The sequence below is a fragment of the Actinomyces timonensis DSM 23838 genome, assembly GCF_000295095.1.
Lineage (GTDB): Bacteria > Actinomycetota > Actinomycetes > Actinomycetales > Actinomycetaceae > Actinomyces > Actinomyces timonensis.
This window is the reverse complement of the sequence record NZ_JH806633.1, coordinates 154,242-176,214: the sequence shown is the minus strand read 5'-3', so window position 1 is coordinate 176,214 and position 21,973 is coordinate 154,242. Positions and strand designations below refer to the sequence as shown.

Genomic DNA, 21,973 nt, shown 5'->3' with positions numbered 1-21,973 from the left:
CCCCACACCGGTCACCAGAAGACGCGCTGGGCGATGGCGTCGGCGAAGTTGTTGAGGGCGTCAGGGGCCGAGCCCAAGTAGAGGCCGGCGTCGATGAGCGAGACCTCCATGAGGTAGAAGCCGCCCTGGCCGTCCTCGACGACGTCGACCCGGTTGAACAGCAGCTGGATGTCGCGCCCGGAGCGCTCCTTGATGTGCTGGTGGATGGCCTTGCGCACCCGCTCGCCCCACAGCCACTCCTGCTCGCTGGGCTCGCGGGCGGTGACGATCTCCTCATGGACCTCGTCGGTGGAGCGGAAGGAGGGATGCAGCATGGGGGCCTTCTCGACGGCGTGAGAGAGCACGCCGTTGAAGTAGACCAGTGAGAGCTCGCCCCTGCGGTCCACCTCCTCGAGGTAGCGCTGCACCATGACGGTGCGGCCCCGCGAGATGTGGTGCATGGCGTCGTTGATCGCCTCGGAGCGCGATCCGGCGTCGATCGCCGTGTAGCGGCCCGTGCCACGGCCTCCCGAGGAGATCGCCGGCTTGACCACGAAGTCGCCGAAGGCCGGGAAACGGCAGTGCACCTGGTGCTTGGACAACCCGGCGTCGGGCTCCAGCCACAGGGTTGGGATCATGGGCGCGCCGAGCTCGCTGAGGCGGCGCAGGTAGTGCTTGTCCGCGTTCCAGGCGACGACGTCGGGGTGGTTGGCCAGGCGCGGGACGGAGCGCGTCCACGCCATGAAGTCCTCGTAGCGGTCGCTCTTGGCGTAGTCGCGCACCGACCGCAGGACCACCATGTCCGATTCGCCCCAGTCGATACCCGGCTCGTTCCACACGGCGATGCGCGGCTCGATGCCACGCTCGCGCAGCGCGTCGGGCAGGGCGCGGTCGTCCTCGTCGAGGCCCGGGAAGTCGGTGGAGGTCACGAGGGTCACAATCGGCATGCTCACGGTCCCACCGTACCGCGCGCACGGCCCTAGGTCCCGCGTCCCGTGTTGTGAGAACCAGCAGGCCTGCGGGGGCGCCTCTCAGCAATGGCACAATGCCGGCATGAGCGCCCCCGAGCAGACCCTGCCCCTCCCGACCGATTCCCCCTCCTCCACCAGCGCCTCGCCGTCGTCGGCGCTGCGCGGCTTCTACCCGGAGATCGAGCCCTACGCCACCGGCATGCTCGAGGTGGGCGACGGCCAGAGCATCTACTACGAGGAGTGCGGGAACCCGGAGGGCATCCCGGCGGTCTTCGTCCACGGCGGTCCCGGCGGCGGCTGCGCCCCCGCGCACCGCCGCTGCTTCGACCCGGCGAAGTACCGGATCATCCTCTTCGACCAGCGCGGCTGCGGGCGCTCCCTGCCCCACGCCTGGGAGCCGGAGGCGGACCTCACGGCGAACACCACCTGGCACCTCGTGAAGGACATGGAGCGCCTGCGCGCCCACCTGGGCATCGAGTCATGGCTCATCTTCGGGGGCTCCTGGGGCTCCACGCTCGCCCTGGCCTACGCCGTCACGCACCCCGAGCGCGCGGCCGCCCTCGTCCTGCGGGGTATCTTCACCCTGCGCCAGCGCGAGCTCGACTGGTACTACGAGGCGGGCGGCGCGGACATGGTCTGGCCCGACGAGTGGGAGGCGTACACGGCGGCGGCGGGCGACGGCGTCGGCCCGGGAGGCTACATCGAGCGCTACCACGAGCTCCTGACCAGCACGGACCCCGCGATCCATGGCCCGGCGGCGATCGCGTGGACCACCTGGGAGGCCGCGACCTCCACCCTCCTGCGCGACCAGGAGCACATCGACGAGGTGCAGGACCCGGCCTTCGCCCTCACCTTCGCGCGCATCGAGAACCACTACTTCGTCAACCACGGGTGGATGGACGACGGCGAGCTGCTCACCCGCGCCCGGACCCTCGCCGACCACGGCATCCCCGGGGTGATCGTCCAGGGCCGCTACGACATGTGCTGCCCCATCGGCACCGCCTGGGCGCTGCACCGCGCCTGGCCGGAGGCCGAGATGCGCATCAGCCCGACCGCGGGCCACGCCTTCAACGAGCCCGAGACGCTCGACTCCCTCATCAGGGCCACCGACCGCTTCGCCACCGAACTGGCTGGGCTGGCCGGGTGATCCGGGCTCGCCGGGCTGTCAGAACAGGCTCGGCAGGGAGAAGCGACCCCTCTGGAAGCCTGAGATCTCAGGCACATCGGGGCCCGCAGGCCCCTCCTGGCTGGACTCGCGGCGCGGCCCGGAGGTACAGTCTGTCTCCGTTGCCAAGCGCTCGCGCCTAGCGATCATGACAATCCAATGCCTCCTTAGCTCAGTTGGTTAGAGCACCTGACTCTTAATCAGGGTGTCCAGGGTTCGAGTCCCTGAGGGGGTACGACGCCTCCCGGTCCTTCCGGGAGCCGCCCACAAAAAGCCTCCTTAGCTCAGTTGGTTAGAGCACCTGACTCTTAATCAGGGTGTCCAGGGTTCGAGTCCCTGAGGGGGTACGACGCCTTCCGGCAACGCCGGGAGCCGTCGGCCACGCGAGTGGCCGATCACCGCTAGCTCAATTGGTAGAGCAGCTGACTCTTAATCAGCGGGTTCAAGGTTCGAGTCCTTGGCGGTGTACCACGTTTGGATCGGCGCGATGCCGCTGCGGGAATGAATCCCGAGCGCACGCCGCCGTGCCGCGATCGCGCAGGCGCCCTCCCCCATGGAGAACACCTCCGGGAGCCCTGTGCCTTTCGCGCCCACCGTGACCATCCGCCGGAGCGCGGCAGCGCCATCGAGCAGGTCCCTGCCATCCCTGCCCGCGCCCCGGCATTCAGGAGCCCTTATCGAAGGGCTGAGATGAGAAGAAGGAGAGAGCAATGACGAACATCATCAGCATCACCGCGTCCCGCGAGGACGCCGAGCGCGAGCTCGCCGCCGCCCGCACCGAGGTCGACTCCTTGGTCGCCAGCGCGTCCCCGTCCCGCCTCGAGCGGGCCCTGGAGCGCCTCCAGGCCGCCGAGGAGGCCATGGACCTGGCCGCCTGAGGCCACGATTCCGTGACGACGCCCAAGAAGATGAGGACAGGGAACGAATCATGAGCACCCTCGCCGTCGGGGACACCGCCCCGGACTTCACGCTGACCGACGCCTCTGGAGGAGAGCTCGGCCTGGCCGAGCTGCGCCAGCGGGCGAGCGTGGGCGTCGTCGTCTACTTCTACCCCCGCGCGTCGACGCCGGGCTGCACCAAGGAGGCCTGCGACTTCCGCGACTCCCTGGCGGCCTGGCGGGCCGCCGGCTACGAGGTGGTCGGGATCTCCCCCGACTCCCCCGCCGCCCTGAGCCGCTTCGCCGAGAAGCAGTCCCTGCCCTTCCCGCTGTTGTCCGACCCCGAGCACGCCGTCATGGAGGCCTGGGGCGCCTGGGGCGAGAAGAAGAACTACGGGCGCGTCGTCACCGGCGTCATCCGCTCGACCGTCGTCGTGGACACCGCTGGGAAGGTCCTGCTGGCAAAGCACAACGTCAAGGCCACCGGGCACGTCGGCCGCCTGCGCGCCGAGCTCGGCATCGACTGACCCGAGGGCCCGGACGGCCCACTGGTCCGACCGGCCCGGCGCGCGCCGTCGGGCCGCGGCGAGCCCGCTCGAGCGGGTAGGCTCGCCCCTGAGCGCGAGTGGCGGAATTGGTAGACGCCCCAGGTTTAGGTCCTGGTGCCTTCGGGCGTGAGGGTTCGAGTCCCTTCTCGCGTACCAACAAGCTCTTACCCGAACCCACCCCAGTCGAAAGCGTCTGGGATGCGGTTCCGGATGATGAACAACGCTCACCCACCAGGGTGAGCGTTGTTCGTGTTGTGGAGCTCGTGGGCGCGGCGTCAGCGGTGGGCGGTGTGGTCGGCTTGTCGGGCTGACCCAGGTGCTGCAGGTAGTGCGTGTGAGCGGCGGCGTGCAGGCCGGGGCTGGCCAGCTGGTCGAAGGGTGGGGTGAGCAGAGCGCTGAGGCGAGTGCCGGAGCCGGTGTCGGCGAGGTTGACGGGATGCGGAGTGACTCCTCCCCCGCTGGCATCGCCGGTTCCTTCTTCTCCGGCACTGTCCTGTCCATCGTGTGCGCCCGCGTCCTTGCCCGGCTGCTTGCCGCTGTCGGTCGTTCCTTCGCCTGGCAAGATGACCCGTCCCTCCTCATCGACTAGCGGGTTGACCAGCACCCGCTGGAAGAAGACTTGGTTGAGCAGCTTCTTCAGGTGGGCGGGCGCAGCGCTGTAGAGGCGGTGGCAGTCTTCGAGAAGGTCAAGGGCTTGGGTGAGGTGCTGGCGGACTTCGGCGGCGTCGGCCTGGTAGGCGGCTAGCTGGCGCTCGATCTGGTTCAGCTCGGTGGACAGCTCGGCCTGTTCCTCCTTGAGCAGGTCAAGGGGGACGGCCCCTTCGTAGTGGGCATGGAGGAGACGGCGTCGTCTGTCCTCGATGTTGGTGCGCCGCGTCGTCAGGGAGCGCACTGCCTTGGCCTTGTCCCCTTCGATCTGTGCCAGCTCGTCATGGAGGTAGCGCTCGATCTGCGTTCTGTCCTCCGCGCTAAGCTCAATGGCCCGGTAGAGCTCAACCATCCGGTCTTCGACGACGTCGATGAGCACGGCGGTGAAGGCGCAGTCGTGTAGGCGGCAGCGGCGGGCGCAGACGAAGTAGGGGTAGATGGTGCCCTTGCTGTTCTTGGCGTTCTGGACGGACAGGCGCGTCCCACACTGGCCGCAGACGACGGTGCTCTTGAGGAAGTGGTTGTGGATGCGCTGGCGCTCCCCATAGCGGCGTGAGGCCAGGATGGTCTGCACGGTCTGCCAGGTCTGGCTATCTACCAGCGGCTCGTGCTTGCCCGCATACTCCACACCCTGGAAGGTGACGATGCCCTTGTAGTAGGGGTGGCGCAGGATCTCGTGCAGGCGCGTTGCCGTGATGGGCTTGGCGCAGCGCCGTGGCGTAGGTGGGATGTTCAGGCCGAGGGTGTTGAGGTGGTCGGCCAGCTGCCGCACCGTCCAGTTACCGGTCGCGTACTCCGTAAACGCCAGCCGCACCAGCGGTGCCCGCTCCTCATCCAGGGCCACAGTCCGGATCTCCCGTCCGTTCTCGTCCCTGGCGCGCACGTTGATGTACCCCAGCGGCGCCTTACCCAGCGTCCCGCCGTTTCTGGCTTTCTCTCCCATCCCCTTGATGACCTCATTAGCCAGGTTGCGGCTGTAGAACTCGGCGATGCTGCTCATGATGCCGTGGAGCAGCATGCCGCCAGGTGTCTGGTCGATGTTCTCGCTGGTGGAGACCAGCCGGACGCCGGCTTCCTCGAACGCCCGGTTGATCTCCACGTCATCGGCGCGGTTCCGTGCTAACCGGTCAAGCTTGTGGACGATGACGTAGTCAATCCCACCGTCTTCTTTGAGGTAGGCCAGCATCTTCTGCAGCTCGGGCCGGTTAGCCGAGCGGGCGGACTCGCCGCGGTCGGCGAACTCCTTGACCACCAGCGCCCCCATCGACTGGGCCTTGCGCTTGTTGGCCTCACGCTGAGCCGGCAGGGAGAAGCCCTCCTCCGAGCCGCCGCGCTGGGCCTGCTCGCGGGTGGAGACGCGGATGTAGGAGACGGCCCGCTTGGGGGTGAGCTGGGCCGCCATGGCGGTGAAGGAATCGGGGGCGAGTGCGTCAGGCATGGTGCACCTCCTCATGCTGTTCATTGGCTTGACTGGTCGTGCTGGTTACGCTGGCGTCGCCGGCTTTGCTCGTCTCGCGGGCATCTGTGCCGCCATCTACTTCACCGGCCTGGTTGACGTCGCTGGGCTGGCCGGGCTCTCCGACCTGATCTACTTCATCGACTCCACCGGTTTCACCAGGCTGGCTGGACTGGCTGTCCCGCTGGCGCTGTCTGCGCTCTTCCTCCCTCATCGCGTCGAGCTGGCGCATCCACGCACCTTCCTCGTCGTTCCACCAGGCTGGTGGGGTGCCGTCGCCGGGGTGCCAGGTGTTGAGGCAGACTAGGTGGGTGCCGGCTTGTGCGAGCTGGTCGACGACCTTGTCTGCTTCGGTGGTGGTGAGGTTGGGGGTGGGCCAGCCCGCCGTGATGACGTATTCGACCCCACCGCGCTGGCAAGCATCGAGCAGCATCTTCAGGCCGTACTGGCGCCCCTCTCGGTCGTGGAACTCGGTGACCAGGTTGAGGCCCATCGCGTCGGCATAGTCCTCCACCAGCTCCCGTTGCCGGGCCAGCTCGAAGGGGTAGCGGGCCGCGCCGTAGAAGATGGCGATCGGCCCAGCAGCCGTCTGGCCGTCCAGCGCGGCGGTTGGCACGGCGGAGTGCACCGCCGGGTGCTGCTCCTGTGCGTTCGTTGTTGTCTGCTTTGTCATCTGCATCCTCCTCTCGTCATACATATTGCTATTTCACTGGTTTAGTGTTCCTCCTCTTTCTATTGACGCTCAGATGGACGGAAAAGTCCAGTCGGATTTCGTATTGCCGAGAATCCCGCCCGCCATTCCCGCAATGATCGGTTTGCCGCATCGTTGCGCCATTTCGTCTCCTCACAGATACCACCCACCTCTTTCTGCCGTGACGTTCTCTGTGCGGAGAAAGCAGCGCACTGAGAAGGTCAGGGCGGGTGGAGTGTTTTCGCTGCGTCATGGCCCGCGCTGGATCAGGGCGGCGAGCTGTTCGGGGGCGGCGGTGATCTTGAACAGCCCCGGGGTCAGCGTCTGGTCGGCAGCGATCTGCTCAGTCAGGCGGCCTGCCCGTGCTTGGTTGGTCAGCAGCCAGACCACCTGCGGGTAGTAGCCGTGCTGAGCCTGGAAGGTGCCGCTGGCCAGGTGAGCCTGGTAGTCGTGGCACTTGGCCAGCAGCCGTGCCGGATGCTCGGTATCCAGGTCGATCTCGAGCAGCCAGTGATCTTCTGCGCCGGTGTCCGTCGCCGTGATCGCTTCCAGATCCGGCTTGAGCCAGCCCAGCGCCCCACCGAGCCGCAGCCAGGAGCGCCAGCAGGCCGGCTCAGTACGCAGCCGGGCCAGGTGCCCACCGACGGCGTGAATCGCCTGCTCGATGACGACCCGTGCCTGCGTGATCGCCAGCGTATGAGCGAGGAACAAGGCCGACGGCTCCTGAACGCGCCGCCGCGCTCCGCGTCCTTGCCCCTCGCTCGTCAGGCGCTGCCCCGCCGCTGTCAGGTACCAGACGTACCCTGCTGAGCCGGCCCGCGTACCACCAATCCGCCGCGCCAGGTGAGCAACCAGCCCCAGCTCGTGCTGGCGTCGCAGCCGCCGACTGGTCTGGCGCAGCGCCGAACGGGCCGAACCGTACTGCCCCGACAGCTCGGTGATCTGCGCCAGCTGGCGCGTCGTGGCATAGCGATGAGCCGCTAGCAGGGCCAGCAGCGCCCGATCGGTGGCATCGAGCCGCTCGGCGATCGCCCGCAGCTGGGCGCGGCCAATCCGGGCCGGAGCGCGGCGCTGAGACTTCGCTGCCTTTGTCTTCGCTGCTGCCTTCATCGTCGTTGGTGTCGTCGCGGACGTCGGCACTGTCAGACCGGTGTCTGTCTCGACGCTCGCGTATTCCGATGTCGATATCGCTGTGTTCATGACTGTTTCCTTTTTCGTGATCGTCATGTGGTTGATCGAGTCGCTGCTGCGAGCCAGGGGCCGTGAGGCTGGGGCCGTTGCCAGTGGTGATGGGATGGCCACACGGGGCCATCAGTCGCCTCCCGTAACCGCGCCTGTGCCGCACCACAGCGCCGATAGCCCCCACCTGCTCGCTGCAGCGATGCGTCTAGCGATTCGTCTCCCGACACGTCTCGGCAAGCCAGTGGTGGAGACAAGCGCAGGGGCCAGATAGGGGCGATACATCGCAGCGAACTTCGTAGCCCCGATGGTGTCTGAAGCGCTGCCCGGGCCGCCCTCCCTCCTCCGGAACGCTGTAAGGGTCGGCATTCACTGAATACCGTCCTCTTGCGCTGGGCTGAAAACCGCTCATTGCGATCGGTTTTCACACTCCTGCGGATTGAGGGACGGCCCGTCAGCGCCACCAACGCGCTGCGGAGGACACGCTCAATTCCTCCGCCTGTCATGCTGTTCCTCCATCCCGTCCAGGCCTGCGGCCGAACACCACGCCAGCTGTCGAGCCAGGTACGCCGTTCGCTGGCCCGCTGTCTCCGCCCGTGACTTCTCCCCCGAGCTCACCTGTCGCGTCGTCCGTTGCCATCTGAGCCATGTCATCACCGGTCATCTCGCCGTTCTGCCTGAGCCGCGCGAGCAGGGCGGCCTCAACCTGCGCGGCGTCCTGGCCGTAGCGCGCTTGGCTGCTGGCGCGTAGGGCCAGGGCGTCCTGCACCGGTGGGGTTGGTGGCAGGGTGGTGGCGTGGCACCAGGGATTCTCCCGCCCGTGGTGCATGGTGCGGGCGTAGACGCCAAAGCGCGGCAGCAGCTGGAAGTCGGTCGCCTCCAGGCCAATCGCCTGACGGGCCAGCTCGGCCGCGTCTGCCGCGCTCAGGGAGAAGATGATCTTGTTGCGCGCATTGGCATCGATCCCGGCTTTGAGCGCCGGGGGCAGCTGCCCCCGGTACTGATGCGCCAGGTGAAACGCCGCGCCCAGTGACCGGGCCTGAGCCAGAGCGTCGGCCAGGCTGCCCGGCAGCGACAGGTAGTCCTGTACCTCGTCAATGAAGACACTGACCACATGCCGCCGCGATGGCTCCACCGCTGCCCGGGCCAGGATGAGTGGCCAGAGCTGGCCGACCAGCAGCGACCCGAGCAGCCGCGCTGACTCCGCCCCCAGCACCCCCTTGTTGAGACTGACCAGCACAATCCGCCGCCGGGTGAACACCTCTCCCAGGTCGAACGACGGCGCGGCCTGACCCAGCGTGGCCCGCAGGTGGGGGCGGATGAGGAAAGGCTGGAGCCGCGTCAGCACCGGCCCAACCCACTGCTGACGCTGCGCCTCACTGAGCGCCTCATAGGCCGCCCAGAACTGCCCCGTCCCCAGTGGATCCGCCTCCGAGGCCGCAATGAGCCGCTGGCGGTAGGCCGTGTTCGTCAGCACAAGGGGCAGATCGACCAACGTCGCCCCCGGCGTGCGGGCGAGCGTCACCAGCGCCGCAGAGAGCACCTGCTCCACCCGCACACCCCACGACTCAGCGAACACCCCCTTCAACGTCGTCAGCACCGTATCGGCCACCAGCTCCGGCGACGCACCACCACCTGACACGCCGCTACATGATGACAATGCGCCGCTGCGCGTCATCTGCGTCCGGGCCAGCGGATTGATCCCCACCGGCCGGCTACTGGTCGGGTCGATCACCACCACGTCATCACGCCGCTGCTCAGGAATCCGCGCCAGAATGTCCGCCACCAGATCCGTCTTCGGATCGATCAGGAGCACACCCCGACCCGCCTGAATGTCCGCCAACGCCAGATGCGCCAAGGCGGTGGACTTACCTGCCCCCGTCGGCCCCAGCAGCACCGTGTGGTAGAGCGCATCACTAATCGAGATACCAAGCCGCTCACCCGCCTGATCCGCCACCCCCGTGGCAAACGCCCGCTGCGTCTCACGCGCCACAGGTAGCGGCAGCACCCGCGGATGAGCTGACGGCGTCGCCGGCAATGGCAGCTCACCCACCGGCCAACCAGCCATCCCGACCACCTCCGCCGCACCAAGCTCCAACCCCGCCCGCCACGGCCGCCGCACCGCATTGAGCTTGGCAGGGTGCTCCGTGCGGGCGCGCAGCCGCACCCCCGGCCCCTCCAGCAGACGCAGCGCTCCCAGCAGCCCCTGCAGCAGCACCCGCTGGCGCAGCGGGGAAGCTGCCCGCACCCCCAGACGCAGACACGCCGCCGCCCGATGCCGCCCCACCTGCGCCCGCAAGCGCCGACCCCGCTCACCACTAAGAGACGGAATCGGTACGAGGCCAAGCAGCTCCAGCCAGCCCTGCGGCTCCACCCGCCCCAAAGCCTGCGGGGCAAAGCGCTGCCCCAGCTGCAGCTGCACCACCAGCTCCTCGTCCTTAGCCGTCACCGCCAGTGCGGCCAGGACGGCCCGCACCACCGCGCTGAGGCGCTCCGTCGCCAGTCCCGCCCCGACTGGCCGGGCCGACACCACCACCGCTTGGCTCACCGCCCGCCGCGAGAACCCACGCGACACCCGGCAGCCCGGCACCAGCTCCCGCACCACCGAGACCAACCGCTCACCCGCGCTCGAGCCCACCGCCCATGTCGCCCGACCACCACAGGCCCGCAGCTCCAGCACCACCCGACCAAGCGAAGCGTCCGTTAGGATGCGCTCCACCAGACCCACCGCCGCGTCCTGGGCAAGCGGCAAGGCAAAGCGGAGTTGGTGCCACACCAAGGGGCGAGCGGGGCGGGCCATCACGGGGTACCTCCCGGGGTGGAGAACGGAGCCGCATCCTCGTGAGGTGAACGGTGAGCGCCATCATGACGCTGGCGAGAACACCGACCTGCCAAGACACCACTCCCAGGCAATGCCGACGCGGGCTCATTCGCAGCACAGCGCCCCACCGAGGCGACACCGCAAGCACTCTGCCCGCTATGAGCGCCAGCCCACGGAACCGCAGCATCACTTGCGGCAGCCGCCCCATCGCTGCTGCCAGGCTCACGCCCCGCGCAGAGCCCCGCACCTGAGGAAACCACCTCGTCAACCGCCGCCGACTCCACAGCCTCATCTACCGCCATCTGCCGCGCCAAAGCCAGCACAATCCGCGCCACCGCCCGGTGATCCATGCTGCTCTGCCGCACCGGCACCAAGCGCACCCGCCGCGACGAACCCGGGCGACCACCAAGGTGCGGGGCCATCATGAGTGCCTCCTTGGGGCATAAGGCCATCCACCGTTCTTCCGGTGACCTCCAGCCGTGGAGTGAGTGCATCGCTTCCGGCTGGCTGTCTCAGTATCAAGCGCGGGACTCGAACTGCGACCATCCCATTGCGACTGATGCCGTTGCTCAACCCGTTCCATCTGACGACGCCTATCCGTCTGCTGATGGCTTCTGAGCGGCTCCCTCACCACTCCCGTCGGCTGCGCCACCAGCGCACTGCCAGCCAGGCGGCGGCGCTCACGGCGAGCAGCCCGACGAGCCAGGGCCAGCTGCTTTGCACGATGGCGACGATCCACCTCAGCCCCATCGCGATCAGGAGCAGACCGACGCCGCATCGCAGCAGACTGCCAGCAGGCGAATGCCTCGAATCGCTCATCATCACCATCTCCTCGAAGACTGCCGATTGGGTACTTGTCATGCCACGGCCGACTCATCGCAGGGCCTCCTTGCCGTTACCGTCATCTCTGTCGTCACCACAGGACGCACCAGCCACCACCGTCTGCACCGGCTCCGTCCGCTCCGTTGCCGTGGTCGTTGTCTCGGCGTCTGCCTCACGCGCCCGCTCGCTATACCGCGGCACGGCAAAGCCGGGGATACGGATATCTGAGTCCACCTGGTCGCCCCACACCGCCCAGGGCTGGTTCGACTCTGGCCGGCGGCGGGCAAACAGCTCCAGGTACGGCCCAGGGCTGACCCGCTCGATGATGGCGAACTGCTCAGCCGGCTTGCGTGAGTGCTCGGTGACGGGGGCGTTGAACCAGGTCGGCTGGGAGCGCGAACCCAAGGGCGCCTTCCCCCGAGTGCAGAACAGCAGCTGCTCGGTGGCATTGCGCAGCTGGTAGCGGCCACCCAGGCCCAGGCGGAACTTCACCCAGGTCAGCGGGCTACGCACCGTAAAGCCCCAGGCCTCAGCCACCTCATACGCCCTCGGCAGCAAGGCATTCGTCGTCCAGAGCCACAGATGGGCATCACGGGCCGCCAGCGACCCCACCGGCAACGCCGTGATCCGCGCCAGGCTCATCGTCCGGTAGTGCTTCTCACCACTCTGCAGTGGCCAGGGCGGATCGACCAAGATGGTGGCGAAACCACCAGGCGGCAGGCCAGGGATGGCGGGTGATGAGCCAACGCCACCAGTCGGCACGCCGGCTTTCCCGCCGCTGCCGGCGGCTTTGCCTGGACTGTCTTGGCTGAGCACCGCAGCGCTGCTGGCAACGCCCCCAGAGTCACTTCGACCGGCCGAGCCAGGCCCATCGCTCATAGCGTCACCCGGTCGCGGCACACCAACGTTCTGACCTGCCAGTGATCCCGCCTGCCTGGCCGTCTCACCGTGCCGAGAGGCTGCTCCCCCAATGCATCGCCGGGCTGCTTGTTTTGTCTGCTGCATGATGTCCCTCCTTTTTGTTCATACGTGCTATTTGCTCCGGGCTATCCAGCCGCCAGATTTTCGCGCATCGGAAGCCGGTTGCCCTTATCCCATACATTCCACGAACACTTGTTTGTTGCAAGGCCTCCGGATTCAGATTGCAAAGCGACGCGACACGTACCGCCATCGACCGATTTCTGTGGTGCCACCCCAGGAAACAAAATGGACACGAATGCCATTTAGTGGCTATGAAAGTCGGTGCTGTAGTTTTTGCAACAAGTGGGAGAAAATGCTCAGAATGCGAGTGAGGAATGGAGCCGATCGCTCACGGCTGCCGCTCGTCCGACCGAGCCGGCCTGTGCTGCGTGCACCGCCTGGGACGCGGCCGCGGTGGGCGGCGCGAGGGCGCGTGAGCCGGCCAGGTAGGGCGGGCCGTTCCAGCCGCCGACTCACCACTGGTGCCGTCACCGTCCGATGCATCCGGCACCGCTCCAGGAGACGCACCACCATCGCTGGTGTCGCACCTTCCGCTGGCCGCACCAGCCTCCCACACCGCCTGCTCGTTGTCCTGCAGCACCTGGGCCATTGCTGCCTGCATGGCTCGGCCGGCTTCTTGGCGCTGCTGGCTCAGCTCACTACCCAGGGCCAGGGCGGCCGCCCAAGATGAGCCGGCTGGTATGCCCGCCGCGCGCCCCGCTCTGGCCGCCTGGTGTGCCGAGTGCCAGCTGGCTGCAACCTCACCGGCCAGCTGGCCGGCTTGGTAGCTGCTCGGCAGCGCGGCGGACAGCGACAGCGGCGGCTCACCAACGGGCACCGGCTGACTCGTTCCGCCCGGTGGCGCCTCCCGCCACTGGGCCAGGCCATCGCGCACCCCGTGGGCAAACGCCCAGCCGATTGCGCCCACCACCGCCAGACCGATGAGGGCCAGGATCCCGACTATTACCGTCATGATGCAGACCTCCGAAGATGAGAAGAAAAGAAGGAAGCGAAGAGAAGGAACGTGAGGAGACGTCGCGCCGTCCCTGGGGCTACAACTGCCCGATCCGCTGCCCAGCGCCCAGCGCATACCCCGTGATGATCGCTTCGTAGAACTGGGCACCGCCGGGGGCGATGCGGGTCTGGGCCTCGGCCTGAGTGACCAGCGTGGCGATGTTGGTCAGCACCTGGGAGGTCAGGAAGGCCCGGGCTTGCTCGGCCTGGGCGGCTACTTCTGCCTGGGCGGCGACCTGCTCGATCTCTCGCCTGGTCACCCGGGCCTGGCCATTGCCCAGCACCATCCCCATCCGGGTGCGCTGGGGCGAGAAGAGACTGAGATTGGTAGAGGCCATGAGGAGTCCTTTCGAGGAGAGAGGAAGAGAAGAGAGGAAGACGACCAGCCGGGCTGGTCATCTCGGGCCGACGGCCCGTGCTGCCGCTCTGGGGAGAGCGGGCCGTACCACCCGCCACTTGCCGCGCCAAGCCGGCGTTTTCCGCCGGTCTGGCCTCATGCTCGTGGCGTTGGTGAGAACGGTAGGCAGGCCGCGCCGCAGTGCCGTCAAAGTTGGAAGAAAGTTGGAAAAGAGGGCTCACTCAGGCGTCCACCACTGGCGCACACGAGCTGCTACGAGCCAGCCCCCTTGCGGTCGGCAGGCCAGCGACTACGCCGAGAAGCCAGTCCGCCAAGCCAGGAGCAGACACCTCGCCGCTGTTCTTCGGCCCCCCGCGCTATCTCCTAGTTTGTCCCGGCCGCTCGGTCTAGGCTGGCTTGCGGCCCGTCCCGTCCGCCGATGCCCGAGTCGCCACTCACGACAGGCCCGTCACAGCAGGCGTCTCAGCCAGCACCGGTACTGGCACCTCGGTCGCCTCGTCGCTGCCCTGCCCCAACGACGTCATCTCCGCTCATCCCGCTCCTGACTCCCGCCCTGCCCCTACTTCCCCAGGAGGCTTGCTCATGTCCCGCGCTCGTCTCGACGCCGATGATGCGGCTTCCTTGTTGCGTGAGCTGGCGTGGCTGCGTAAGCGCGGTGGGTTTACGGCGGCGCGGCTGGTGCACGCCCCGATCGTCGATGAGGTGCTCCGGGGCAGTTTGGAGGACTCCTTTGAGCGGCTACGGCATCGCTTTGTCTCAGCCATCCACAGCCTGAGTGAGAACGGGAGTGAGCAGGACGAGCCGCTGGTGGGTGTGCTGCTGGCGGCCTTTGCGCTTAGTCCTGAGACGGTGGGTAGTGGCAGTTTGCTAGATCGGCGGCGGGCGATGGCGAGCCGCTTGGGGTGCAGCATGGAGACGATCGCTTCTCGGGAGGAGGCAGGCCTGCGCCTGCTGCACAGCCGTCTGGTGGCTGGGCGCTACTCCCAGGCACCCTTGGTGCTGGATGTGCCGGAGATGCACGGTGGGATTGTCTATGAGGAGACCACCACGCTCATCGTGGTGGAGCAGCGTCAGTGGCGCGGCACGGTGGAGCACTACCGGCTGGCCAACATGGCCGGCGAGCTGGACTTCGTCACCATCTCCCGCTCCTACCCCGCCCATGTCACGGCGCAGCCGGGCGGGGAGTTCAGCGTCAACAGCCGCCCCGTCGAAGGCGCTGGGTGGAACGACCACTTCTGGCACATCGACCCGGCTACCGGCAGGCGCACCCCGATGCAAGACGCCACGCGCTACGACCTCGTTTTCCGAGCCGAGCCCCTGCCAGGCGAGGAGCCCACCACGCCGATCTCCTTGGCCAGTCGGGCCTTCCACGCCCGCTCGCTGCTGGCCACCATCCAGGTGCGCTTCATCGGGGAGGTGCCGTCCAGCATCTGGCAGTTCACTGGGGCTAGCCCCTTTGCCCGCCCACAGGCCGCCAGCCAGTACAACCGCACCAGCCTGGATGCCCAGCAGCGCGCCACTCTCACCCAGCGCGATGTGCATGGTGAGCTGTTTGGTGGGTTTGGGTGGGAGTGGTGAGGGGTGATGTGCCCAAAAGTGGGCCTCGCCGTTGGAGGGTTGTGCTAATTGCCGGTTGGTCAACTCTGGTATTCGTCAATGGTGATGCGCGCTACCAGGTTGCTAGCGTCAACATCGCCTGATCCACGCTCCTTTCCCCGACGGTTCGTGAGGACCCAGAGATGACACAGCCACCTGCTAACGGTGGCGGCTCGGTTACCGGAGTCGCCCCGCATCATCCCGACTCCATCGCCCAGCAGGCACCCGCCGGCGAGGTGCTACAAGTCGGCACCGTTGCCCTGATCGATGACCACGATGTCATCGCCCTGGGTGTGACAACCATGCTGGCGATGACCGCCAGCCTTCACTTTCGGGGAGGGTATCCCAGTGTTGCGCAGCTGCTGGAGGAGACGGCCGCGACGAAGGAGCGCTTGCCCGATGTAGTACTGCTCGACCTGCGCCTACCGGATGGCTCCGACCCCTCACACAACGCCCGTACCCTGCGCACGCGAGGCGCAGCGGTGATCGCCTACACCAGCGGCGATGACCCCTACCTGATCCGCCGCGCCTGTGAGGGCGGCGTCCTGGGTGTTGTTCGCAAGTCCGAGACACCGGATGTCCTGATCAGCACAATCCGGGCAGCGCTGCGTGGTGAGCTGACGCCATCACTGGACTGGGCAAGTGCTCTGGATGCAGACAGCGCATTCGTCACTTCTGCGCTCACGTCCAGCGAGCAGGAGGTGCTCTCGCTCTACGCCACCGGCGCGGAGGCGAGCTTCGTCGCCCGTCAGCTCAGCCTGTCGATCCACACCGTCAACACCTACGTCTCGCGCATCCGCCGCAAGTTCATGGACGCTGGCGTCCCCGCTGGTAGCCGCGTCGATTTGCTGGTACGGGCCCAGGCCGAGGGACTCGTGCCCACACTGGATCTCCAGCACTCGTTCTGAGCGCTATGGCAGCCTCCGCCGCTCCGTTCGCTGCCGACACCGGCTTGACCAGTGCTTCCCAGCAGAAGCGAACCGGCGTGGTCAACCGGATGCTACTCGATGGCACCAACCAAGACGCGTATCAGATCATCCTGATTATGGGGGCAAGCGCGTTCGCGCTTCTGTTTGAGCTCATGCATCAGCAACCGTCGCTCTTGCGGCAAGTCGTGGAGGCACCAACCTGGTACAAGTGGGGAGCTGGGTATCCTTTCTTGTGCGCGCCAGCCATCCCACTCATACTATGCCCAACTTCCCTCTTGGCATTGTCGCGGCGTTTTACAACACGGAGCGCTGCAGCTGCTTCAGGAGCCCGCTTGGGCGCCAAAGCATACTTGACCATTCACGTCTGGACATGCCTCGCCACCGCATTCCTGCACCATCTCGATACGGCCCAGCCGCATCTCGTATCAGGCATCCACGTCCTTCCCACATTTGCGCTGGTCGTACCGGCGGCACTCCTATCCTCGATATCCACATGGAGAACATCCGTTTGCGGACTTGGTGCACTTTTTATCCTCGAACTATACGTTCGGGCCACCATAGGAAACGAAAGCACCCTGACGATATGGTCACGGTCTATCTATAGCGCCGTCCTTGCTGGCGCTTACAGTTTGCCCATCAGTTGGCTCATCGAGCGCGCACGCCAGCTCGATCACCAAGAACAGCGAAATAGTTTAGAAGAGAGTCATATCGCCTCTCTCGGAGCCCGGTTGGCAGGAAGCCGCCATGCACGTAACCTTGCACACAACCATATTTTGGCTGCACTGGTGTCGGCATTTCCCGAGAGAGGGACACCCGCACAAAGACTTCGATCGGTCGCCAACGATGCGCTTAGCCTCATGGAGCAGCCAGAGTCAGGCCATGATGCCCACAACACCGCCGAACTTATCGATCAGCTACGCTCATGGTGCTGGCAGCAGCCACAGACCTATATCGAGTATGATGTTCATCCCGCGACATTCCCAGAAAACGACGATGCAGGATTTGACATAACGGAAGACGAGTACGCCGAGATCCTTGCAGCCGCTCTTGAAGCGCTACGAAACGTTGCTAGCCACGCAAGCGGTAAGAATGTGAGACAACACGTTCGCTGTACAGCATCCATATATCAAAGCGCTGACACGTTCTCACTTTCTATTGCCGACGACGGTGTCGGCTTTGATATAAATCAGTTGAGTCCGCTGCGGCTCGGACTAAAAAACTCCATTATTGCTCGCATGCAAAGCCTATCAGGTGGAGACGCATTCGTCTCTTCCGCAATAGGAAGCGGCACATCAGTAACACTCGAATTGAAGCGAGCAACTACCGCTGTTCCAGCGGAACCGTCACTTCCTCTCACCGGTGAGGGGCTGTCAGCTACCGTGCACGGTTCCTGGGGACGTATTGGAATCGCGGTCATCCTGCTATCCTGCTGGCTGCACGTCGCACGAGCAGCCGACTCTCAGATTCATCTCTACGCATCCGTTTTGTGTGCGACAGCGACCACCATCACGTTCACATTATTTGCCTGGCCACCCACTGGCCGGACGCGCATATTTCAGCAGTATGCCACACTCATATGTGTGGCGCTTGGCGTTATCCCATTTCTTGTTTGGGGGCCAGTCACACCAACACTTGAGTTAGCATCCTGGCCTCAGGGTCATCACGGTATCTTGATGGTGATCCTCCTACACCAACACCGTTGGAGGCTGATGCTAACCAGCCACTCCATCGCCGCAATGGCTCACACGATCCCCGTACTCGTTCTCCATGTTTCGGCCATGCCTTTCGTGCGTTCTATGGCGTTTCAAAGCATCAACATACTCACCGTCGCCACCGTCATTGCCCTGGTGCGCTCAATCGAGCCACGCATCACCGCCATGCAGCGCCAAGCCCACCAGGCACAGGTGCTCCGCACCGCCAGGCAAGCCCGCCTCGAGGCCGAAACCACCCTCCTGGCCGACGTCAGCCAACGTTCGCGCCCAGTGCTTGAGCAACTGAGTTCACTCACCGACGCTCCAAGCGACGCCTTGGTGCAACTGGCCCGGCGGGTCGAAGCCGAGCTGCGCGATCTGATTCGTGTCCCGCGCCTGGCTGGGCACCCATCCCTCGGTGATGCCGTTCGGCAGGCGCGCGATCGAGGCGTCGACGTCATCCAGCTCGACGACTCGCAGCAGGACACAGACCTCACCATCACACCACCACCGCTCCCCACCACGCTGGTCGACACCGCCACTCGCATGCTGCACCGCGCGAAGAACGGCGAGTCAGTCGTCCTTCGCCTCTGCCCGCAGCACTCGCCGTACGCCGCCACCATCCAATGCCATAGCGCAGCGGGGGCGATCGCGCTAGAGCGGATTCGGCGCACGAGTTGACGTTGGCATCAGCGATTGACACACCCAGACAGCCCTCGAGCCCCAGCAGAGGCGTTCAGCGCCGCTCAGCCACGACTCACCAGTCGACACACACGCTGTAGGCGTTCTCGAGCTCTCAGCAGCCAGCAAACACGCACGTAGCACCCGCATACATGCATGACTCATACCGTTGCGAGCAAATCGATAAAGACTACGAATCAAACTTACGAGACCGCACTGCGCCAGACCTTCCCACCATTTGTCTAACAACTTGCAGTTGATACGACACCCAGCCTGGGACTTCCACACAGGACACACCAGCTCACGTTCACGTATCCCACAAACCGCGTTAATACCACACCGCAAACCACTGTCTCAGTACTCAGACTGGTCGATTACGCCACGGTCTCACTAATCTCGGTTCCGTCAAGCGAATGCGAGCCAGGACAGCACCGGTGCGTGTGCGCAACGATGCGTCTAGAGCTCGCTTCGCTTTCCTCTCCGAATCCCGAATCGTCGAGTAAGGAACCCCCGAGATGGCATATGAGCAGACTGTCGCCGTGGTCGACTACTACGAAAAGTTCAGCCAACATAATGCGACGCGGCCGCTAACACTAATCAACAACATAGGCACTCCGGTCTACAACCAGCATGCCGCCTGGCGCTAAACGTGTTACTTGCAAACAAAAACAACTTTAAGAAATCCCGACCGATGCGGTATTACACAACACCACACATACGCCGTCTACAATGGCATACCCGACTTCGAGTCGTCACGCTTCTGGCGGTCTTCTTCGTAGGCGCGTGCAGCAATCACGCAACTAGCCCTGCTTCTCCGTGGGCTCGGCCAGCGATGCCTATCGAGGCACCGACACTGCCTGATTTACAGTGTGTGCCAAACGGCGATGGATCATGCACAGCAACGTTGGACTCCGATACGCTGTTTGACACCGGCAAAGCAACATTAACGGCGGAGGCGATGACGATCGTCGACCAGCTAGCAAAAACCGTACGATCACAGAGTGCCTACGTACAGCTTGTCGGTCATGCTGACGGACAGGGCGACCACGCCAGCAACCAAGTGCTGAGTGAACATCGCGCCAATAGCATCAAGCAGGCCTTGATCGAGCGCGGGATTGCAGAAACCGCAATTAATACGTGTGGCGTCGGCGATACCGGAGCTGCGCCGCAGCAAGACGATCAGTCCTTCCGGCGCGTTGATGCACTGATCGCCAAGAGCAAACCATCCAGCTGTCCGGCACGGTAGGAGAAACCATGAAAAGAAGCCCACTCTCCCTCTTAGTAGCCGCTACATTTAGCTTTGCATGCTGCGCCCCTATTGCTGCCTGCGAGCAGCAAAGCGCAGATTGTAGTCAACTTGGCGTTAACTCGTCCGACGCACCCACATCTACCAACGCGCAGAGCGCAACCATAGTAGCTCTTATCGACTTGCCCAACAATGAACCCTCCACCATCCAACGGGCAACAGACGAGGTATACAGCGAAGTCGCACGCCAACTGGCAAACAAAACCGAGGTCACCTTGATCGGCGCGATCTATACCGGCGATGGTAATAGCGTCACGGAGTTGACATGCATGGATGGCGCTCATCGTTCGTTCACCTACATCCCCAAGCACAACAACCAAGTAGCTATGGAGCGAAAGAAACGTGACTACCTCGGCGAAGTCAAGAAAGACATCACCACTACGATGAAGTCGCTGAGCCTTGATAATAACCAACGAGGTGACTTCCGCAGCCTGTTGACCTGGACGAAGGACAGGGTGAAATCGCAAGGCAGTGCCGATGTCAACATTATCCTGTGGAGCAACTTTCTTTCCAATGGCACTGATTGTCTCGACATTGCCGATGCAGCGCCCGCTTCGTCAGAACTTGCGAAAGAGATCGTCCAACGATGCGCTGATCAACAACTGCTCCCCTCATTCGGTGAAACAAACATGACCGTCCTGGGAGCTGGCAACGTAAGCAATCCCGCCGTCACAACGTTCAGTACGCAACTAGCTGCCGAGTTCTGCGCCCAGCTATCTAAGCACTGTGTTGTTGCCCAGAAGGAGGAGTAATGAACACTGAAACGCTGCAACCAAATGAAGCTGCCGCCGAGATTAGATCCTTGCGGCTTTCGACACCGATTCTGTCGGCAATTGCGGGCGCAGTCGCCCTTCTGGCGGCCGCCTTGCCGGCCTGGATTATTCACGACCAGATCCCAAGCATGCTATGCGCAACGTCCGATCTATTCGCTTGCGGTAGCGCATTCTTGATGGGGAATGCTTTTCGCCTTCGGGACGCTCGATCAAGAGCTGGATACAAAGCACGTCTCGCAAATAGGCCACCAATTGAGACACTAAGCATGATTCCGCCCCAGCATGTCACATTTGCCCGCATGCGAGCAGCAAGACGTGGAGTACTTGCCTCAATGGCGATGCTGTTGGGAACGTTTTTGACAATCGCGTACACCCAAGATACTACCAAGACTATCGCCGCAATTGCTATTCTCGGCTTAGTTTCCGCAACGATCTGCTATCTATGCGGAACATGGACGCGTCCGCTCGATTGAACTTAGGGAAGAATAATGGCAAAGGGAACCAGGCTAGGTGCCACAGCAGCTCAGATTGTTACCATCGGAGATCTGGACGTGCTTGTCGATCGTGCAGGACACCAGAAAATCCTAGACGGAATCGAGCAAGTAGAACTGGCAGAAACCGAGCAACGGGCCGAACAATACGTTGGTCACATCGAAGCACGTATTCGACGCGTAGATCAACGTATCGACAGAAGAGATCAACGTCGACAGGAGGAGAACTCCACCACTATAGACAAACAAAACCTGGCACAAGCCTGGCGAGAATCTGGAATCCGATCTAAATTCGTACTGGTTGATGCCCCTTTTGTAGTACGATTTGTTTCCTGGATAGTTTTCGGAGCGGTAGACTTTTATCTATTTGCCACAGCAATGGCCATCGCCTTAAATGAAGATCAGTATGATGAGTCTGGTGTTCTTGGCATGTCTTCCGGGTTTTGGACTGGAGGAGTCATGGGGCTCATGGTATTCGCTATTGGCGTCGCTCTTGCTCATCTACTTCGTCAGTCAGACTACATAAGAGCGCAGCGAGAACTAAAACGTGAACTGAAGGAAAAGGGGCAAGAACTTATAGTTGGCGCAAATAGCTTACACCTCTACTGGTTCGTCGGCGTACTGTTTGGAATTCTGAATCTTGTAGCTCTGCTTGTTCGCGCTCAAAGCGTAGATTTCCGCTGGTGGCCGCTTGAATTCACAAAGATTGGGCCGTTACTCCTCCAGATGCTTGTTCCGTTTGTCGCGGTGGGGGCAGAGGCTATCATGTTTGATCCGACCGAAGTTCGACTACGAAAGCCCGGCCCTATCGACAGTCTTCTGTATCACCAACGGCGAAAGCTCGAAGAACGTCTCGAACAACGTCGACTTAAGGTGAGTAAATTCCGAGACATCATGGCTGCTCGCTACAACACGGAGAGAGCATCTCTGAAAGTATTCCACGACAGCCAAGGATTCCCAATCACGAACGATAATGACGGAGCCTGATACGCATGCCATCCCCACTCGGTAAAGGG

The 21,973-nt window shown here is 64.0% G+C and carries 20 protein-coding genes, 3 tRNA genes and 1 pseudogene; 16 read left to right on the top strand and 8 right to left on the bottom strand.

Going from position 1 to position 21,973, the window contains the following annotated elements; all coding sequences use genetic code 11:
* Window positions 1–11: 11 nt before the first annotated feature.
* A complete protein-coding gene (locus tag A1QA_RS0107285; RefSeq protein ID WP_026048775.1) occupies window positions 12–932 on the bottom strand; it encodes an ATP-grasp domain-containing protein in 921 nt (306 codons plus the stop codon).
* 100 nt (window positions 933–1,032) lie between these two features.
* Here A1QA_RS0107285 and pip point away from each other — a divergent pair, with 100 nt between their 5' ends.
* The 9 genes from pip to A1QA_RS16755 all read left to right on the top strand — a co-directional run bounded on the left by pip (window position 1,033) and on the right by A1QA_RS16755 (window position 4,592).
* Window positions 1,033–2,097 carry a prolyl aminopeptidase gene (gene pip, locus A1QA_RS0107280; RefSeq protein ID WP_017178250.1) on the top strand — a complete coding sequence of 355 codons (1,065 nt, stop codon included), beginning with the start codon at window positions 1,033–1,035 and terminating at the stop codon, window positions 2,095–2,097.
* Between the two features lie 179 nt (window positions 2,098–2,276).
* Window positions 2,277–2,350: transfer RNA gene (locus A1QA_RS0107270), tRNA-Lys, on the top strand.
* 38 nt (window positions 2,351–2,388) lie between these two features.
* Window positions 2,389–2,462, top strand: a tRNA-Lys gene (locus A1QA_RS0107265).
* Window positions 2,463–2,825: 363 nt separating this feature from the next.
* Window positions 2,826–2,993: a hypothetical protein gene (locus A1QA_RS16180; RefSeq protein ID WP_017178248.1), complete on the top strand. Its 168-nt coding sequence runs from the start codon at window positions 2,826–2,828 to the stop codon at window positions 2,991–2,993.
* Window positions 2,994–3,043: 50 nt separating this feature from the next.
* Window positions 3,044–3,520: a thioredoxin-dependent thiol peroxidase gene (gene bcp, locus A1QA_RS0107250; protein WP_017178247.1), complete on the top strand. Its 477-nt coding sequence runs from the start codon at window positions 3,044–3,046 to the stop codon at window positions 3,518–3,520.
* 92 nt (window positions 3,521–3,612) lie between these two features.
* Window positions 3,613–3,697 (top strand) — tRNA-Leu (locus tag A1QA_RS0107245).
* Between the two features lie 280 nt (window positions 3,698–3,977).
* The gene (locus tag A1QA_RS16765) at window positions 3,978–4,130 is read left to right on the top strand and encodes a hypothetical protein (RefSeq protein WP_341858225.1); all 153 of its coding nucleotides are present in this window, start codon (window positions 3,978–3,980) and stop codon (window positions 4,128–4,130) included.
* Between the two features lie 30 nt (window positions 4,131–4,160).
* Entirely contained in the window at window positions 4,161–4,286 is a 126-nt protein-coding gene (locus A1QA_RS16760) for a hypothetical protein (RefSeq protein WP_341858224.1), read from the top strand.
* Window positions 4,287–4,373: 87 nt separating this feature from the next.
* Window positions 4,374–4,592 carry a hypothetical protein gene (locus A1QA_RS16755; protein WP_026048772.1) on the top strand — a complete coding sequence of 73 codons (219 nt, stop codon included), beginning with the start codon at window positions 4,374–4,376 and terminating at the stop codon, window positions 4,590–4,592.
* A 159-nt stretch (window positions 4,593–4,751) separates the two neighbouring features.
* Here A1QA_RS16755 and A1QA_RS16750 read toward each other — a convergent pair.
* From A1QA_RS16750 to A1QA_RS0107185, 7 genes and pseudogenes are all read right to left on the bottom strand, one after another.
* Window positions 4,752–5,591, bottom strand: a pseudogene (locus A1QA_RS16750) (recombinase family protein); the annotation flags it as partial.
* 28 nt (window positions 5,592–5,619) lie between these two features.
* A complete protein-coding gene (locus A1QA_RS13965) occupies window positions 5,620–6,318 on the bottom strand; it encodes a recombinase family protein (protein WP_244266114.1) in 699 nt (232 codons plus the stop codon).
* Window positions 6,319–6,585: 267 nt separating this feature from the next.
* Window positions 6,586–7,563 (bottom strand): replication-relaxation family protein, encoded by a 978-nt coding sequence (locus A1QA_RS0107205; protein ID WP_154652322.1) that lies wholly within the window; start codon window positions 7,561–7,563, stop codon window positions 6,586–6,588.
* A 454-nt stretch (window positions 7,564–8,017) separates the two neighbouring features.
* Window positions 8,018–10,315, bottom strand: a complete 2,298-nt coding sequence (locus tag A1QA_RS0107200) for a type IV secretory system conjugative DNA transfer family protein (protein WP_208853908.1) — start codon at window positions 10,313–10,315, stop codon at window positions 8,018–8,020.
* Between the two features lie 648 nt (window positions 10,316–10,963).
* The gene (locus A1QA_RS0107195) at window positions 10,964–11,155 is read right to left on the bottom strand and encodes a hypothetical protein (RefSeq protein ID WP_244266113.1); all 192 of its coding nucleotides are present in this window, start codon (window positions 11,153–11,155) and stop codon (window positions 10,964–10,966) included.
* A gap of 54 nt (window positions 11,156–11,209) precedes the next feature.
* Window positions 11,210–11,974: an MT-A70 family methyltransferase gene (locus A1QA_RS0107190; protein ID WP_244266112.1), complete on the bottom strand. Its 765-nt coding sequence runs from the start codon at window positions 11,972–11,974 to the stop codon at window positions 11,210–11,212.
* Window positions 11,975–13,170: 1,196 nt separating this feature from the next.
* Window positions 13,171–13,470: a hypothetical protein gene (locus A1QA_RS0107185; protein ID WP_017178241.1), complete on the bottom strand. Its 300-nt coding sequence runs from the start codon at window positions 13,468–13,470 to the stop codon at window positions 13,171–13,173.
* A gap of 602 nt (window positions 13,471–14,072) precedes the next feature.
* Here A1QA_RS0107185 and A1QA_RS0107175 point away from each other — a divergent pair.
* From A1QA_RS0107175 to A1QA_RS15895, 7 genes are all read left to right on the top strand, one after another.
* A complete protein-coding gene (locus tag A1QA_RS0107175) occupies window positions 14,073–15,068 on the top strand; it encodes a hypothetical protein (RefSeq protein ID WP_017178239.1) in 996 nt (331 codons plus the stop codon).
* Between the two features lie 161 nt (window positions 15,069–15,229).
* On the top strand, window positions 15,230–15,994 hold the full coding sequence (locus A1QA_RS0107170) for a response regulator (protein WP_017178238.1): 765 nt from the start codon (window positions 15,230–15,232) through the stop codon (window positions 15,992–15,994).
* 5 nt (window positions 15,995–15,999) lie between these two features.
* Complete coding sequence (locus A1QA_RS13960) at window positions 16,000–18,387, top strand: ATP-binding protein (protein ID WP_043508375.1); 2,388 nt, start codon at window positions 16,000–16,002, stop codon at window positions 18,385–18,387.
* A gap of 904 nt (window positions 18,388–19,291) precedes the next feature.
* Complete coding sequence (locus A1QA_RS16175; RefSeq protein ID WP_167320646.1) at window positions 19,292–19,633, top strand: OmpA family protein; 342 nt, start codon at window positions 19,292–19,294, stop codon at window positions 19,631–19,633.
* Between the two features lie 182 nt (window positions 19,634–19,815).
* Window positions 19,816–20,445, top strand: a complete 630-nt coding sequence (locus A1QA_RS15905) for a hypothetical protein (RefSeq protein ID WP_208853907.1) — start codon at window positions 19,816–19,818, stop codon at window positions 20,443–20,445.
* Complete coding sequence (locus tag A1QA_RS15900) at window positions 20,445–20,939, top strand: hypothetical protein (protein WP_154652320.1); 495 nt, start codon at window positions 20,445–20,447, stop codon at window positions 20,937–20,939. The genes A1QA_RS15905 and A1QA_RS15900 overlap by 1 nt, the downstream gene beginning before the upstream one ends.
* A gap of 15 nt (window positions 20,940–20,954) precedes the next feature.
* Entirely contained in the window at window positions 20,955–21,944 is a 990-nt protein-coding gene (locus A1QA_RS15895; RefSeq protein WP_154652319.1) for a hypothetical protein, read from the top strand.
* Window positions 21,945–21,973 lie beyond the last annotated feature (29 nt).

Coding starts and splice junctions, on each gene's coding strand:
- pip (WP_017178250.1), top strand. CDS start 1,033: ATGAGCGCCCCCGAGCAGACCCTGCCCCTCCCGACCGATTCCCCCTCC.
- A1QA_RS16180 (WP_017178248.1), top strand. CDS start 2,826: ATGACGAACATCATCAGCATCACCGCGTCCCGCGAGGACGCCGAGCGC.
- bcp (WP_017178247.1), top strand. CDS start 3,044: ATGAGCACCCTCGCCGTCGGGGACACCGCCCCGGACTTCACGCTGACC.
- A1QA_RS16765 (WP_341858225.1), top strand. CDS start 3,978: ATGCGGAGTGACTCCTCCCCCGCTGGCATCGCCGGTTCCTTCTTCTCC.
- A1QA_RS16755 (WP_026048772.1), top strand. CDS start 4,374: ATGGAGGAGACGGCGTCGTCTGTCCTCGATGTTGGTGCGCCGCGTCGT.
- A1QA_RS13965 (WP_244266114.1), bottom strand. CDS start 6,318: ATGACAAAGCAGACAACAACGAACGCACAGGAGCAGCACCCGGCGGTG.
- A1QA_RS0107205 (WP_154652322.1), bottom strand. CDS start 7,563: ATGACGATCACGAAAAAGGAAACAGTCATGAACACAGCGATATCGACA.
- A1QA_RS0107200 (WP_208853908.1), bottom strand. CDS start 10,315: ATGGCCCGCCCCGCTCGCCCCTTGGTGTGGCACCAACTCCGCTTTGCC.
- A1QA_RS0107195 (WP_244266113.1), bottom strand. CDS start 11,155: ATGAGCGATTCGAGGCATTCGCCTGCTGGCAGTCTGCTGCGATGCGGC.
- A1QA_RS0107185 (WP_017178241.1), bottom strand. CDS start 13,470: ATGGCCTCTACCAATCTCAGTCTCTTCTCGCCCCAGCGCACCCGGATG.
- A1QA_RS0107175 (WP_017178239.1), top strand. CDS start 14,073: ATGTCCCGCGCTCGTCTCGACGCCGATGATGCGGCTTCCTTGTTGCGT.
- A1QA_RS0107170 (WP_017178238.1), top strand. CDS start 15,230: ATGACACAGCCACCTGCTAACGGTGGCGGCTCGGTTACCGGAGTCGCC.
- A1QA_RS13960 (WP_043508375.1), top strand. CDS start 16,000: ATGGCAGCCTCCGCCGCTCCGTTCGCTGCCGACACCGGCTTGACCAGT.
- A1QA_RS15900 (WP_154652320.1), top strand. CDS start 20,445: ATGAACACTGAAACGCTGCAACCAAATGAAGCTGCCGCCGAGATTAGA.
- A1QA_RS15895 (WP_154652319.1), top strand. CDS start 20,955: ATGGCAAAGGGAACCAGGCTAGGTGCCACAGCAGCTCAGATTGTTACC.